This is a genomic window from Sulfurimonas sp., from assembly GCF_041563495.1.
Taxonomy (GTDB): Bacteria; Campylobacterota; Campylobacteria; order Campylobacterales; family Sulfurimonadaceae; genus Sulfurimonas.
Window position 1 is genome coordinate 24,966 of the sequence record NZ_JBFFMZ010000009.1, and the last position, 14,988, is coordinate 39,953.

The 14,988-nt window shown below is 35.0% G+C and carries 18 protein-coding genes; 8 read left to right on the forward strand and 10 right to left on the reverse strand.

The features are described from left to right. Positions 1 to 55: 55 nt before the first annotated feature. Positions 56 to 1,054 (reverse strand): agmatine deiminase family protein, encoded by a 999-nt coding sequence (locus ABYK18_RS09435; protein ID WP_373036422.1) that lies wholly within the window; start codon positions 1,052 to 1,054, stop codon positions 56 to 58. Positions 1,055 to 1,134: 80 nt separating this feature from the next. Between ABYK18_RS09435 and ABYK18_RS09440 the strand changes: the two genes are divergently transcribed. Together ABYK18_RS09440 and ABYK18_RS09445 are read left to right on the forward strand one after the other, a co-directional pair. After that, positions 1,135 to 2,259, forward strand: a complete 1,125-nt coding sequence (locus tag ABYK18_RS09440) for a PAS domain S-box protein (RefSeq protein ID WP_373036423.1) — start codon at positions 1,135 to 1,137, stop codon at positions 2,257 to 2,259. An 18-nt stretch (positions 2,260 to 2,277) separates the two neighbouring features. Beyond that, positions 2,278 to 3,279: an alanine racemase gene (locus ABYK18_RS09445; protein WP_373036424.1), complete on the forward strand. Its 1,002-nt coding sequence runs from the start codon at positions 2,278 to 2,280 to the stop codon at positions 3,277 to 3,279. 128 nt (positions 3,280 to 3,407) lie between these two features. On the opposite strand, the gene ABYK18_RS09450 is transcribed toward ABYK18_RS09445, so the two are convergent. From ABYK18_RS09450 to ribA, 4 genes are all read right to left on the reverse strand, one after another. Beyond that, positions 3,408 to 3,800 (reverse strand): hypothetical protein, encoded by a 393-nt coding sequence (locus ABYK18_RS09450; RefSeq protein ID WP_373036425.1) that lies wholly within the window; start codon positions 3,798 to 3,800, stop codon positions 3,408 to 3,410. Further along, positions 3,800 to 4,039: a PP0621 family protein gene (locus tag ABYK18_RS09455; protein ID WP_373036426.1), complete on the reverse strand. Its 240-nt coding sequence runs from the start codon at positions 4,037 to 4,039 to the stop codon at positions 3,800 to 3,802. Before ABYK18_RS09455 ends, ABYK18_RS09450 begins: the two co-directional genes overlap by 1 nt. Continuing rightward, entirely contained in the window at positions 4,039 to 4,617 is a 579-nt protein-coding gene (gene rsmG, locus ABYK18_RS09460) for a 16S rRNA (guanine(527)-N(7))-methyltransferase RsmG (protein ID WP_373036427.1), read from the reverse strand. The genes ABYK18_RS09455 and rsmG overlap by 1 nt, the downstream gene beginning before the upstream one ends. Before the next feature lie 240 nt (positions 4,618 to 4,857). Continuing rightward, on the reverse strand, positions 4,858 to 5,421 hold the full coding sequence (gene ribA, locus ABYK18_RS09465; RefSeq protein WP_373036428.1) for a GTP cyclohydrolase II: 564 nt from the start codon (positions 5,419 to 5,421) through the stop codon (positions 4,858 to 4,860). 72 nt (positions 5,422 to 5,493) lie between these two features. Here ribA and hemB point away from each other — a divergent pair, with 72 nt between their 5' ends. The 3 genes from hemB to ABYK18_RS09480 all read left to right on the forward strand — a co-directional run bounded on the left by hemB (position 5,494) and on the right by ABYK18_RS09480 (position 8,733). Next, positions 5,494 to 6,465, forward strand: a complete 972-nt coding sequence (gene hemB / locus ABYK18_RS09470) for a porphobilinogen synthase (RefSeq protein ID WP_373036429.1) — start codon at positions 5,494 to 5,496, stop codon at positions 6,463 to 6,465. Positions 6,466 to 6,508: 43 nt separating this feature from the next. Further along, the gene (argF, locus tag ABYK18_RS09475) at positions 6,509 to 7,429 is read left to right on the forward strand and encodes an ornithine carbamoyltransferase (RefSeq protein ID WP_373036430.1); all 921 of its coding nucleotides are present in this window, start codon (positions 6,509 to 6,511) and stop codon (positions 7,427 to 7,429) included. A gap of 113 nt (positions 7,430 to 7,542) precedes the next feature. After that, on the forward strand, positions 7,543 to 8,733 hold the full coding sequence (locus ABYK18_RS09480; RefSeq protein ID WP_373036431.1) for a hypothetical protein: 1,191 nt from the start codon (positions 7,543 to 7,545) through the stop codon (positions 8,731 to 8,733). Positions 8,734 to 8,745: 12 nt separating this feature from the next. Here the strand turns inward: ABYK18_RS09480 and ABYK18_RS09485 are convergent, their stop codons facing one another. Both ABYK18_RS09485 and trpS read right to left on the reverse strand, forming a co-directional pair. Beyond that, the gene (locus ABYK18_RS09485) at positions 8,746 to 9,600 is read right to left on the reverse strand and encodes a nitrate- and nitrite sensing domain-containing protein (RefSeq protein ID WP_373036432.1); all 855 of its coding nucleotides are present in this window, start codon (positions 9,598 to 9,600) and stop codon (positions 8,746 to 8,748) included. Positions 9,601 to 9,683: 83 nt separating this feature from the next. After that, positions 9,684 to 10,643: a tryptophan--tRNA ligase gene (trpS, locus tag ABYK18_RS09490; RefSeq protein WP_373036433.1), complete on the reverse strand. Its 960-nt coding sequence runs from the start codon at positions 10,641 to 10,643 to the stop codon at positions 9,684 to 9,686. Between the two features lie 111 nt (positions 10,644 to 10,754). Between trpS and hpf the strand changes: the two genes are divergently transcribed. From hpf to hemJ, 3 genes are all read left to right on the forward strand, one after another. Continuing rightward, on the forward strand, positions 10,755 to 11,084 hold the full coding sequence (gene hpf, locus ABYK18_RS09495; RefSeq protein WP_373036434.1) for a ribosome hibernation-promoting factor, HPF/YfiA family: 330 nt from the start codon (positions 10,755 to 10,757) through the stop codon (positions 11,082 to 11,084). A gap of 71 nt (positions 11,085 to 11,155) precedes the next feature. Then, positions 11,156 to 11,755, forward strand: a complete 600-nt coding sequence (locus ABYK18_RS09500; RefSeq protein ID WP_373036435.1) for a hypothetical protein — start codon at positions 11,156 to 11,158, stop codon at positions 11,753 to 11,755. 10 nt (positions 11,756 to 11,765) lie between these two features. Then, positions 11,766 to 12,188, forward strand: a complete 423-nt coding sequence (hemJ, locus tag ABYK18_RS09505) for a protoporphyrinogen oxidase HemJ (RefSeq protein WP_373036436.1) — start codon at positions 11,766 to 11,768, stop codon at positions 12,186 to 12,188. A gap of 153 nt (positions 12,189 to 12,341) precedes the next feature. On the opposite strand, the gene der is transcribed toward hemJ, so the two are convergent. From der to ABYK18_RS09520, 3 genes are all read right to left on the reverse strand, one after another. Continuing rightward, a complete protein-coding gene (gene der / locus ABYK18_RS09510) occupies positions 12,342 to 13,826 on the reverse strand; it encodes a ribosome biogenesis GTPase Der (RefSeq protein WP_373036437.1) in 1,485 nt (494 codons plus the stop codon). A 110-nt stretch (positions 13,827 to 13,936) separates the two neighbouring features. Then, positions 13,937 to 14,341: a hypothetical protein gene (locus tag ABYK18_RS09515; protein ID WP_373036438.1), complete on the reverse strand. Its 405-nt coding sequence runs from the start codon at positions 14,339 to 14,341 to the stop codon at positions 13,937 to 13,939. Then, on the reverse strand, positions 14,341 to 14,922 hold the full coding sequence (locus ABYK18_RS09520; protein ID WP_373036439.1) for an LPP20 family lipoprotein: 582 nt from the start codon (positions 14,920 to 14,922) through the stop codon (positions 14,341 to 14,343). Before ABYK18_RS09520 ends, ABYK18_RS09515 begins: the two co-directional genes overlap by 1 nt. Positions 14,923 to 14,988 lie beyond the last annotated feature (66 nt).

The following is a 14,988-nucleotide window of genomic DNA, read 5'->3' on the forward strand; positions in this document are numbered from 1 at the left end:
TGGTCTGGCGACCTATTTAATAATGAGTGGAATGGCTATGTTAGACCAACAAGAGTCATCTAAGAGTAACGTCACCGGCGAAGTTCATAGTAACACAGTGGAGTGAGCCGTGCTGCTTTATGAGAGTAAAGCAGTCTATACCGATAACATCCCTGTCTTTGAAGGTGTTTTTAAAGATATCTAAAGCTTCTTCGTCCTGTTTCACCCCGTATGTAGGAACCAAAACAGCTCCGTTTACAAAAAGAAAGTTCGCATAAGTCGCAGGGAGTCTTTCTTCCTCAAAATATACAGCATCTGTCATTGGTAAGGCAATAAGTTTATAGTTATGAGCAGATGCCATCTCTTGTAGCTCTTCTTCCATAAGTTTTAACTCACTAAAATGTTCGTCATCCCTGTCTTCGCATTTAACATACATGATGCTCTTTTCATCTATGAATCTGGCAAGAGTATCTACATGAGAGTCTGTATCATCACCTGCTAAATAACCATGTTCCAAATATAAAATCTCAGATGAACCAAAAAAATCATTTAGTTTTTGTGTGATTTGTATTTTGTCAAATTCAGGGTTGCGATTTTTGTTAAGCATACATGCTGAAGTAGTGAGAATGATACCTGCTCCGTTGCTCTCGACTGCTCCGCCTTCAAGTACAAAATCCATGGAATTTATTTCGGCTTTGTAATGTGCCGAGATGCTTTTTGTCATTAAATTATCTTTGGCAGATTCAAATTTCCCGCCCCAGGCATTAAAGGTAAAGTCAAGTAGGGTAGTGCCGCTGGCATCTGAGATGCAAAGGGCAGAACAGTCTCTAGCCCAAGTGTCGTTTGTCTGATACTCCACGAAAAACAGATTCTTATTTTCTTTAAAATATTTTTTTACTTCTTCAATATTGTCACAAACAACTAAACATTTTTGGTATTTTATAATTTCATTTATGATGTTTGTAAAACATTTTTGTGCTTCATCCAAGTAATCAGCCCAATCGCTATTTGCATGAGGGAATATAATCTGTGTAAAACTCTGTTTTTCAAATTCTGCAATAAATCTTTTTTTCATAATGGCATTATAACTATAAACTTTGATATAATCTTTTAAATGTCTTTGTATATATTAATCTTTTTGTAGGAGTTTCAAATATGGAATCTAAAGATATACTTTTTGATGTAGTCAACACTCTCTCTTCACCTGTTATCTTGTTAGAAGTAAATAATCCTGATTATTCAGTACTATACGCTAATGAAGAGATGCAAAAACTTTTGCAAAGTGATATATCCAAAGAAACAGAAGTCAATGCAGAAGTCGAAAGTCTCGAAGAGACGCAACGAGAAGATTTGTCTGAAGTTAAAGAAGGTGAAAAACAAAAAGAGTTAGAACTTACGGATGAATTTCTTACTCTTATGAGCTCATACAAGAATGAGTCAAATGGCAATAATTTAACTCTTTATGATGTTGAGATTTTCGGAAAAATCTATAATATTAATTTTACTAAAAATTCAAATCGGCTTTTTATAATATTTGCAGAGATAAACATTGAAAAGCTCTTTGAAAATATCACTTTTCACGACCTTAGCGGAGCATGTAATGCAATAGTGGTCGTTCTTGATGGGCAGGGAAAAGTTGTAGATGTGAATGAGTGTTTTTTAAATTTTGTAGGTATGAAAAAAGAAGATGCACTTTCAAAAGGTTTTTTTGAGACTTTTATTCCAGGTGATATAGAAGTATTAAATCACTATTTACAAGAGTTGATGACGAGTGATTCTCCGCACCAGCAATTTGTTACCCCGATGAAAAATAATGACAATGAGATACACAGAATTAACTGGCAAGTCTCTAAAGTCGTAAAACAAAATCAAAGTTTTATTATTGCGGTTGGAAGTGATATAAGCAAGTTTGTTGAGCAAAATGCAATTCTAAAAAAACAACTACAGAGTATTAAAGTCGGATTTGATTATTTTCCATTTGCCGTTGCTTATATGAACGCAAAAGGTGAATTTATAAAAATGAATACCAGTTTTATGAAAATGTTTCGCATAAAAGATGAAAATCAAAAAATCAAATTTGATCAGATACCTGCGTTAAAAAAGAGCATCGGGTTTGAAAAAATGAATGAACATGTAAAACTCATAAAGGAAATGAGTTATAAAATTGACCATGCTGTTAAAGGTAAAACTGTTAAATTAAAAGTTAATATTAAAATGTTAAGCGGCAAGCAAAAGGATTCAAAATTTTATATATTAGTTGCTCAAAAAGTTACTGGTTAGTAAGGTATAATTGCATTTATGGCTTATATAACTCTAAACAAAAATAATTTTTTTAATAATCTGGACAAAATTACAAAAAAGACTAACTCTAAAGACAAAGTAGCACTTGTTTTAAAAGATAACGCTTACGGACATGGACTTGTGGAGATGGCAACTCTTGCAAAAGAGTATGGTCTCACAAAAGCCGTAGTACGCAATAACGATGAGGCTAACAAAATAGAAAGTCTTTTTGAATATATCTTAGTCTTAGGTGATATTCCCCAAAAATCTAGCGATATGATTAGATACACGATTAATGATATAAAAAATATTGATAAATTTCCAAAAGGTACACTTGTCGAACTAAAGGTCGATACGGGTATGCATCGAAATGGTGTCGATATGAGCGAATTAAAAAGTGCTTTTGGCAAAATTAAAGATGCAGAGCTTTCGCTTGAAGCTGTCTTTACTCATCATAGGTCCGCAGATGAACTAAGCAGTGAATGGTTTTGGCAGAATGATAATTTTAAAAAAGTTAAAGCTGAAGCAAAATATTTGGCAGAGGAGTTTGGGTTTGCTCCGCTTAGATTTCACTCTGCAAACTCCGCTTCTCTCTTTAGAACTGATACTTTTGATGAAGATATGGCAAGAGTCGGCATCGCATCTTATGGCTGTTTGGAAGGCTTTGAAGAGTTGTCTCCAGTACTTTCACTGTATGCGCAGAGGCTTTCATCAAGAGAGATAAAAAGAGGTAATAGAGTCGGATACGGCGGTACTTTTAAAGCCATGAAGAGTTGTGTGGTTTCAAACTATGATTTTGGATACGGTGATGGATTTTTTAGAAACTCTTCAAATGATTTCATAACTCCAGATGGAGTGAAGCAAGTGGGAAGAATCTCTATGGATAACAGTTCCTTTATATCGGATGAAGAGAATCTTTTAATCTTTGATAACGCTATAGATGTAGCAAAGTCGGCAAGAACCATAAGTTATGAGGTTTTAACATCATTAAAAGCATATCTAAAAAGAGAGATTGTTTAATCTTTTTTTTGTATGTTTGATATATAGTCTGCAAGAATTCTGATATCGTTTTTAGATAAGTCGATGATTATACCTTTCATTAAAAAGCCAAATCTGTGTCTGTCTCTTTTCCCTTGCAAGTATGTTTTTTAAGAGTTTATTTTTATAATGGCATTTGAAAAAACAACACCGTCTACTCCCAGTATTATTAACTCTTCTAGTTCACTCTCATCGCTTATATGCACAAGAATCTTTGCATCAAAAAGATAGTTGTTTGCTATATTTTGAGCTGTTTTTGCAAGCTCTTTAGAGACTACTATAAAAGCAGCACCAAGTGATGAAGCATATACTATTTCTGTAATATTTGAAACTCCCAGTGCTAAGACTACGTCATTAGATACAGCATGATTTATTATTTCCAAATTATCTTCACTGAAGTCTAGATAAATAATCGAGTTTGAAGGCGTGTTTTGTATAGCATCTATATTTGGTATATGGTAAAAGCTGTCGCTCTGTATAAATCTGTGTCCGTATATCAACATCATGACTTCTTTAAACACTCTTGCGAGCAGTAGTATTTGTTATTGCTTAGGATTGTATCATCAATCTCACAGTAGATGCCACACTCAGCACACGCTACCATATCATTACTTTGTGCTTCTTTTTTGGTAGTTTTGTCTGTAGAATCTTTTTTGTCTTGTTTGACTTGGGGTCTTTTCTTTATAAACATAAAGTATATAACTGCTATAAGTCCAATAACTACGATCCATTGTGGTGACATTAATCTTCTCCTATTAGTAAATAGTGTCTATTTTTAGTTTTTATGATTTTATGTTTCATACTCTCATCAACTTCATCATAAACTCTTTCGCCCTTATAAAAAAGCAACTTTGAGTTTTCATCACGAAAGTTTTTACTCAAGTTTAGCAGCATCTGTGTATCTGTCACTGCTCTTGAAGTTACAATGTCAAATATTTCATCTTCCATTTCTTCTACACGTTTTTTCACGACTCTAACGTTATCAAGACCTAGGTCGGCTTTTATGAACTGTAAAAAACTTGCTCTTTTTGCCAATGGTTCTACTAAGGTTACTTTTGTATCAGGAAGAGCAAGGGCTAAAATCATACCCGGGAAGCCTGCACCTGTGCCTATATCTAAAAGTGTTTTTGCTTTTGGTAGAAAGCTGATGGGGAAAACCGCATCATATATAAACTCATTAATAGAGTTTTCATCTTTTGCACCGGTCATATTATGTATCTTATTCCATTTAAAAAGATGCTCTTTGTATTTTTGTATATTGTAAAAAAAATTGTCCGGTAGTTTAATATTGTCTGATGCAAGTGTAGCTTTTAAATCCACTAATATATCCTTTAAAAAGGATATTTTACCTAAATTTACCCTTTTATGAAAATATCTTTTTCATAGCCGCAAAAAAAGTTTTTTTTCAAAAATATTTGGAAGTTCAAAAGTAAGTGAATTGGAGTTGGACAAAACCAAACTGTAATACTATACTGAACTTGAAGTTACAACACTAGAACTCTTAAAAGCTCTTGGTTCTTTAGAGAGAAGAATCTACTCTCTACCGGAATCTAAATTTTACTAAAAAAGATGACCCATCTCATCTTTTTTAATATTTAAGTAATCTTCGTTATGCTTGTTTGAATCCATAATAATCGGAACTCTCTGCACAATCTCAATATCACTGATAGAATTAATCTTATCAGGATTATTAGTCAATAGCTTTATCTTTTTAATTCCAAAGTGATGTAGAATATAAGTAACCATTTCATATGTTCTTTCATCTGCACGAAAGCCTAGTTGATGGTTTGCTTCTATTGTGTTTAGACCTTTATCCTGAAGGGCATAGGCATTTATCTTATTTAAAAGACCGATGTTGCGTCCTTCTTGTCTTAGATAGATAACCATGCCGTTGCTTTTGTTGGCTAAAGAAAGTGCATACTCAAGCTGATCCCTGCAGTCACACTTTAAACTTCCAATAGCATCTCCGGTTAAACACTCCGAGTGAACACGTACTGTAGGTATTTCATCCAGGTTGTCTGTATAGATGACCAGATGTTCTTTTTGACCCTCTTTAAAGGCTTTTACTTTGAAGTCGCCAAATCTTGATGGTAAGTTTGCAACCTCTGAAATCTTGATATTCAATTAATGTACCCTAATTTAAACTTTAAAACGATAAAATAAATTTTTCAAAATTATAGCTAAAAAAGGTTTATTATGTTTCAAAGATTTCGCAGAACTCGTTTAAATAAGCATCTTCGTGCATTAGTGAGGGAAACAAACGTGAGTGTAGATGATTTCATTTACCCGCTTTTTGTCCGCTCAGGAGAAGGTATTAAAACAGAAGTAGCTTCGATGCCCGGTGTATTTCAAATGAGTTTAGATGAAATCTTAAAAGAGTGTACGGAGTTAAAAAAACTTGGACTACACTCTATTATCCTTTTTGGGATTCCTGATGTTAAAGACTCCATAGGTTCTGATTCACTTTGTGAGCATGGAATCATAGCATCTGCGGTTCGTGCTATAAAAAAAGAGCATCCTGAGATGTTTGTCGTGACTGATTTATGTTTTTGCGAGTACACAGATCACGGACATTGCGGAATCATAGATGAAGTTAATGAGACAGTAAACAATGATGCTACTTTAGAGATTTCTGCACAGCAGGCAGTCATTCATGCAAAAGCCGGAGCAGATATGATAGCACCTTCGGGTATGATGGACGGTATCATCGAGACTTTAAGAGAAGCACTGGATTCAAATGGTTATGAAAATCTTCCTATTATGAGTTACTCTACAAAATTTGCCTCGGGATACTATGGACCGTTCCGTGATGTTGCAGAATCTACACCTAGTTTCGGTGACCGTGCATCATATCAAATGGATCCTGCAAACAGAAGAGAAGCTATAAGCGAGTCTATATCAGATGAGATGCAGGGTGCTGATATCTTAATGGTAAAACCCGCTCTTGCTTACTTAGATATCGTGCGTGAAATTAAAGACAATACTTCACTTCCAATGGCAGTCTACAATGTAAGCGGTGAATATGCGATGCTAAAAATCGCAGGTCAAAATGATTTGATTGATTATGACAGAGTCGTAATGGAGACCATGATTAGCTTTAAAAGAGCAGGGGCTGACATAATTATCTCATATCATGCAAAAGAAGTTGCCAAGATGTTATTAAAGTAAATTACTATAAAATGACGGCTTATTTAAAAAATCGGGGAAAGTATTGAGACATTTTTTAACATTAAAAGATTTTACAAAAGAAGAGATATTGGAGATTATTAAAGTCGGTCTTGATATTAAAAAGAATCTAAAATCTAAAATTTATAAAAAAGAGTTAGAGAATCAGACTCTCGGTATGATATTTGAAAAAAGTTCAACCAGGACCAGAGTAAGTTTTGAGACAGGTATGTTTCAGCTTGGCGGTCATGCTCTGTTCTTATCTAACCGTGATATACACTTGGGCCGCGGCGAACCTGTAAAAGATACGGCAAGAGTTATAAGCAGTATGTGTGACATGGTAATGATAAGAACTTTTGAGCACTCTATGATAGAAGAGTTTGCAGCTTATTCAAAAGTACCGGTGATCAACGGTTTAACAGATTCGTACCACCCCGTACAACTTTTAGCTGATTATATGACTCTGGTGGAACACGGTGCAAATGAAAATATTGTCTGTGCATATATCGGTGATGGAAATAACATGACTCACTCATGGATGATGCTTGCGGCTAAACTTGGGTTTGAGCTTCGTATCGCTACGCCAAAGGGTTATGAGGTTGATGAGAAGATACTGCAAGAAACACTTCTTATAGCGAAAGAGAGCGGAGCGGTTATAAAAACTATGAATGATCCAAAAGAAGCGGTCAAGGGTGCTACTGTTGTTACAACAGATACCTGGACTTCAATGGGGCAAGAAGAAGAAAAAGAAGAGAGAATCAAAACATTCAAAGGCTTTATGGTTGATGATAAGATGATGCTTCTTGCTGCTGAAGATGCTAACTTTTTACACTGTTTGCCTGCTTACAGAGGATTAGAAGTTAGTGAATCAGTTTTTGAGAAACACTCTGAGATAATTTTTAATGAAGCTGAAAACAGACTTCACGCTCAAAAAGGCTTAATGGTCTGGTTAGACCAACAAAGGTAAACCTCTTCCACTATAAAACTTTAGATTTTGTCATAATAATGTCGCTTTCAGCTTTTTTCTGTTAGGATTGACTCTTATTTAAGAGACATACTAATGTATAGGAAAAAGCAAAAATGAGAGTTGTCTTAATTATTCTTGCTGTGCTGACAGCAACGTATGCCGCAAAAGTAGTGGAAATCTCAAAAGAGTATCAAACATCACAAAAGTGCAAGCCCTGTCACATGCAAATAGTAAAAGAGTGGGAACACTCTTGGCACTCAAAAAGCCATTATTCAAAAGATGAATACTTTAGAGCAACAATGGAATATGTTGCAAGAAAAACAAGAAAAAGCCCAAATAGTGTAAAAGTAAAATGCGCTACATGTCATAATCCAAGAATATCGGTCACAAGCACAAATATAGAGTATGAAATAAAAGTCTTAATGAAATTAGATAAAGGCTCTAAGGTTAATGAAGCTATTGATAATAAAGCTATCAGTGAAGGTATAAACTGTGTCGTGTGTCATAATATAGATAAAATATATGATGATAAAGACAGCAGTCATAGAGGTATGAACCGTGTTTCATGGACTAAGTCAGGAACAATGGTCGGTCCGTTTGACGATGCCAAATCACCTTATCACAAGACTGAGTACCGTGATTTTATGGATGAAAAATCTGAACAACTCTGTTTTGTATGTCATGCCAATGATAAATCTTCACATGGACTAGTCTTTACTGATATGCAAAGCGAGTATAAAAAAAGCGATAAAAATTGTGTTGATTGTCATATGGGACCTAGAATATCAGGAGCAGCAACAACGCTTAGGCAAGAAAATGGTGAAGTAAAAAAAAGAAAGATAAGAACACATGGATTTTCAGGTGCACATATGTCCGATGTGCTCAAAAATTCATTAAGCCTCAGGTTATGGCATGAAAACAGCGAAATATTTATAGAGCTTGAGAATTCACTGCCTCATAATGTTCCCAGCGGCTTTGGTTCACGCGAGCTGATCATAGATATTACATATAAAAATGCCACCAAAGAGATCAGTAAAAATTCTATATCTTTAACAAGACACTATACTAGAAGGGGAGGAAAGCCTACAATCGCGCATCTTGCAAAAAAAGCTTCTCAAGATTTGAGTATCCCTGCTCTTGATAAAAAGGTATTAAAAGTTAAAAAAACACCTGGCGCTATAAGTGTAGACGTTAAAGTTTATTACCGTCTTGTCAATGATGAGGTTCGTTCCATTTTAGATCTCAAAGATGCTATTTGGTCTAATAAAACTCTTATAACGTCAAAAAATTTAAAACTAAATTAGTGAAGGAGGGTTTCATAACCATCCTTTTGAGTCGTCCAATATAACTTTGTTATTGATATTATAAACTTCAATCAAAAGTGATATGAGCTCTGTTCCGCTATCAAAATATGCATCTGTATCATAGGAAATAATTTTCTTTTGCAGAACTTCTTCATTTGTCAATGAGATATAATTTTTACTAGAGCGTTCAATATTGTTCAATTTTTCATATAAATCTTGGCTAAAATTTTGTTTATTGCTAGAAGCGATTAGTTTTTCATTGCTTATTAGTTGAGAAGTAAGATTTTGTATCTCATGTATAATAGCCTGCAGTTGAGCTTTTTGAACGCTTTCAATCTTACCACTTGCAACGATACCAGAACCCATACCTCGCATCTGCCCAACATATTCGGATAACGGCAGTATGACTTCCATCATCACAGTTGAGAGTTTTTTGCCTAGTGGATTAAGTTCTTTGGAACCATGCTTACTGACCGTTTGCGCTAGCATCAATGTTTGTTCTATTAATTCGGTATATTGCTCAAATACTACAGCAGGCTCTTTTTTGAATGCTTTACGATTAAGCTTGATTAGTGATTGGCTAATATTTGTAGCACTGCTGTTGATTATAGGGTTAGATGCCAATGGAAGTGATTCCATGATACTGATGGCTTTTTTCATCTCTTTTCTGTTTCCATATACAAGTAAAATAGATGTGGTGTTGCCATGTAAGTAGTTGTTTGTCAGACCGCGAGTTTTTTGTGTTGCAATAATGAGGTCTTTGAGTGCAGCTATATATTTTGAGTTGTTTGCTTGGTTGGAATTACTAAAGAGTGATTTAGCATTTAGGCTAAGAATTAATGCAATTATTAAAAGAAAAATACGCATAATCGTCTCCCCGAAATTTTTGTCTATCTATTATAGCTACATTTCAGGGAAAATTAATTGTCGAGTGATAAGGAAGAAAAATCTTAGTAACTGATTCCTGTTACGCTTCTAATTTTTTCTATCATAGGAAGGGCTACTTCTCTCGCTTTGTTTGCCCCTGCATTTAGGATATCTCTAACTTCGTCTTGGTTTTTATCATAATATTCGCGTTTTTCTCTGAATTCTCTAAAATATTCCCACATTACTTCACCAAGATAAATTTTAAAATGACCGTGACCTTCTCCGCCTTTTTTATATCTCTCTTGAAGAGCGATAAGATTGTCACCTTCTAAAAAAAGTTTAGCCATATTGTAAACATTACAGTTTTCATATTCTTTTGGTTCTTCTACTGCAACATTTTCGGTAACAATCTTTTTGATCGTCTTCATCTGTTTTTTCTCTTCGCCAAAGATATTCACAACATTTCCATAGCTTTTTGACATCTTTTGCCCATCAATTCCGGGAACTGTCTGAACTTCTTCTTGAACACGAAATTCCGGCATGACTAAGATATCACCATATTGATTATTAAATTTTGTAGCTATATCACGTGCAATTTCAATGTGTTGTATCTGGTCTTTTCCAACAGGAACAACTTCTGAGCCAAAAAGTAAAATATCGGCTGCCATAAGAACAGGATATGAGAATAAAGAGTGGTTTGCTGCGATTCCTTTAGCTACCTTGTCTTTATAACTGTGAGCACGTTCTAATAGACCCATTGGAGTGAAAGAAGACAGTATCCAGTAGAGTTCTAAAACCTCTTTTACATCCGATTGAACCCAGAATGTTGATTTTTTCGGGTCAATTCCAAGAGCTAAAAAATCTGTTGCTGCCTGCATTGTAAGTTTTGCTAAGTCTTTACCACCACTAGTTTGTGCATGATAGTTCGCTATAAAAGCAAATGTATCGTTGTCTTCTTGTGCATCAACCATCTGCTTGATAGACCCAAAATAGTTTCCAATATGCAAGTCTCCTGATGGCTGAATACCTGTAAATACTCTCATTTGTTAAAATCCTAAATTTTTTTAAGCAGTATTATACCAATCTCAGCTTTATTTAGTTATTATTGAAGTATATATAGAGTAGCTAGGAGCTACTTACTTAAAGGATTTATTATGAACGTACAAATTCGTGCAAAAGACATTACACTACACGCTAACAACAGAGCTCACATAGAGTCTGCTATTGAAGGATTTTCAAAATATGCATTAGATATTACGACAGTTAACGTTAACGTAAAAGCTGAAAAAAAAGGTGTCTCAATAGAATTTGATATTCATGTTGCTCACGCTGAACCGATTGTTATAAATCAAAGTGACGATAATTTAGATGCTGCTATTGATTTAGCAATAGATAGAGCTTCTAAAGCACTCCGTCGCCTGCATACTAAAGTGGTAGACCACAATAATGCTTCTATTAAAGATTTAGAAGTTATTGACGTTTAAGTCAAACTAACTCAGCACACCCGATTTGGGTGTGCAATATTCTGCAAAATTCCCCCCGATAGGAAATATTTTTGAAATATTTAGTTTTACTGTTTTTATTTTTAAATTTGGGTGCAAGTGATGATTACTCTATCAGAGTTGCACATGGAAAAATCACAAATAGTGATTTCGGTGAAGTCGTGTTTTTAGATGTAAAGTCATATCCGAAAGATTTAACAGTCACTGCTTTAGATGCAGGTTATCTTTTAAAAGACGGACTTTTTGATTTACCGCTTGACATTTATGTAAAAGGCGGCCTTTCTTATTTTGACGAAGCCGGTTTGCAGGGTGATATATATGAAGGTACGCTGTATATAAAAATTTATTGGAATATAGATTTTTTAAAAAACAGGGTTAGACTCGGTTTTGGTGAAGGCGGTTCGTACACAAGTCATATCTTGTACTGCGAAAAACAAGAAGCTGTACAAAACGGCGATAATAATTCTAAGTTCTTAAATTATATAGATTTTAGTTTGGATTTTGACATCGGCAGGTTAGCAAAGTATGAACCGCTAAAAGACACCTATCTCGGCGTAGCAGTAAAACATCGCTCAGGCGGTTTTGGTACAATAAACAATGTAGAAAAAGGCGGGTCTAACTATTATGCCCTATCTTTAGAGAAAAATTTTTAAAGGACTGGATATGTACAATTTCGTTCTTTGGTTTCATGTGATTTCGTTTATATCTTGGTTTGCAGTTTTGTTTTATCTGCCAAGACTGTTTGTTTATCATGCAGAGAATATTGACAACAAAGGTTTCGTAGAAGTCGTTAAGATACAAGAGATGAAGCTTTTTAAATACATAGGTGTTCCGTCTATGTGGACAACAATACTAAGTGGTGCATATCTTAGCTACGCATACGGCTTTGCCGGTAATGGTTGGCTTCATGCAAAAATCTCTTTTGTAGTGTTATTAGTCATATATTTTTATTCTATGGACAAGTATAGAAAAGAGTTCTTAGAAGACAGATGCACAAAAAGCGGTAAATTTTTTAGAGTCTATAATGAAATCCCGACAATTTTAATGCTTATAATAGTAGCAATGGTGGTATTCAAACCGTTTTAATATATTATATTAGTCCGTAAAAGGAACAAGTCCCTTTTACTACGCTTGGGCCGTCTAAAGAAACATTTTGTTCCGCAAAAGCGGTTCCCTTGTTTTGAGGCCACTAAAGCTTGACACTTTTTAAGTGTCAGAGTATAAAGCAATTTAAATAGTTTACTTTTCCCCGCGTTTTTTAGCTTTAAAGAGTACAGGCGTTCCAGTGAAGTTAAATGCTTCTCTTAGTTTATTTGTAAGATATCTTCTGTATGTAAAGTGAAGACCTTTGGGTTTATTCATAACTATCGCTATTTTTGGCGGTCTTGTCTCGTATTGTGTTGCATAGTAGATTCTGATTACCTGACCGCTTACACTTGGAAGAGTGTGTCTTCTTAGCGCCTTTTCAACTACTTCATTTATTTGTGAAGTCGGGATTCTCTGAGAGTAGTTGTCATTAATCTCTAAAATCATATCATGAAGTTTATCTACTCTCTGGTGTGATTTTGCAGAGATAGTGATAATAGGTGCATACGCTAAAAACTTAAATCTGTCTCTGACTTCTTTGATGATTTTATCGTGATCTTCTCTTTTAGAAATATCCCACTTGTTTAAAACAATAATAGAAGCAAGTCTGTTGCTGTCAACCAAACCGGCAATTTTCTCATCTAAATCCAAGAACGGTTCACTTGCATCTAAAACAATAAGTGCCATATTCGCATTTTCGAGCATCTCCGTTGTTCTCATCAGAGCATATTTTTCAATTCCAAGAATTTTGCCTCTACGTCTTAGTCCTGCCGTATCAACAAATGTAAGCTGCTTGTCTTTATATTCAATAGTCTCATCAATAGGGTCAATTGTTGTTCCCGCAACACTGCTGACTACTGAGCGTTCTTCACCCAGTAAAGCATTTAGAAGGGAGCTCTTACCAACGTTTGTGCGTCCGATAATAGCGATCTTAATATGGTTGATGTCATTTTCATCAAACTCTTTTATTTTGTCATTTTGAGCAAAAATAGAATCATCTTCCACTTCTTCTTCATCCCAGTAGATATAGCCGTCATCTTCATCGTCAATATTATGGTCATGCTCAGCAAAGAACTCTTCATCACTAATCTCCGGCTCGATTACTTGAATATCTTCTTCTTCGTCATCTTCTTCTTCTTTTACTATATCGCTATCAGGTATCTTTGAAGCTATCCACTCTAGAAGTTCAACGGTGTTTCTGTTGTGAGACACGGATATGCCAAAGATAGCATCTGTGCCAAATTCATAATAGTCCCAAAGTTTTTCTTTCATCTTGTCGTTGTCTATTTTATTTACAACAAGAGCTACATCTTTTCCAAGATTTTGAAGCTCATAAAACAGTTTTTTGTCTTCATCTTCGGGTATTCCCTTACCATCGACCATGTAAAGAATAATGTCTGCTTTGTAAGCAGCCTTAAGTGACATCTCTTTAATCTTGTCAAATAGTTCGCAACCTTTATCCAGTCCGCCGGTATCAAGAAGTTCTACTTGTTTATTTATAATTACAGTGTTTTTTCTTTTAACATCTCTTGTCGTTCCTGCAAGGTCGGATGTAATAGCGTCTCTTTTTCTTACCAAACGGTTAAAAAGTGAGCTTTTTCCAACATTTGGACGACCGATAATTGCAATTTTTTTCATAATGGGAGCCTTGTAGTATATATAGAAGTAGAAATATTTATGGAATTATATCTAATTTAGAGGGGATTAAAAGATTGCTTTGTTAAATTCTCTCATTATGAGAGAATTTTTCAGTCCAACACCATCCATATAAAAAGTTCACCGGAGACTTTATCTTCGTAAACTTCTTCAATATGTGCTGTAATTGTATTTTTTGTCCGATAATTTGCACCGACGTCTATTTGTGAACTTCCATTACCATTTTTGTAGCTTTCTTGTTTTGTCAAACTCATCTCAACTTTTACGCCATGTTGAAGGGAAAGTTCATCAAGAGCTCTGGTAATTGCAAGTTTCCTCTGAGTCGATGTCTTTTGATCATAGGTTCTCATTGAACTTCCTACAGCTCCGTTTTTACCGTTTTGATTTGGATTTAAAATCCAAGAAGGAGAAGTACTGACTTTTTTTGGTGCAGGTTGTGAGTTACAACCTGCTAAAACAAATAAGACTAGCAGTAGAGAGCCAACTAATCTCTTCATTAGTCAGTCGGGAATTCTTTATCTAAACTCTCTAGAGCATTCTTAGCTTGAAATTGTTGCCATAGAGCCTGGTCATTTTTAAAACTAGTCTTAACCGCTTTTTTTACTTCACCATTTACAGTGGCTTCAGGAACAGTTACCAGCATATAGAGTGTGCCTGATGGAGCAGTCCAAGCATCAACACCTTTTGAACCTTGTAAATCAACTTTTGCGATTTGTTTGGAAACGGCAGTATTTACCTGATCTACGGTCTCACCTTCAGCAACGCCTGTTGTACGAGTGAAAGTCTCAACCTTGTCTTTTACTTGAGCTTTGATTTGTTGAGCTAAATCCGAACGGCCGTTAGCTAAAGCAACTCTTCTCATATGACCCATGCCAGCAGCACTTTTTTGAGCAATACCGACACCTGCATAAGCACCCTCAACCATAGGAACACAAGTCCACTTAGGAGCTAAAACATTTTCTTGTTTACAACGGTTGTCAAACTCCTCTTGTTTTGACTCTGGCGCAGCACCACCACATCCTGTAATTGTTGCAGCTACTAAACCTGCTAATGCCATTGACGATAAAGTTTTGATCATATGATCTCCTTTTTTAAATGTTATTCGATTATACTACTACTAATCTTAAATAATATTTATCAACTA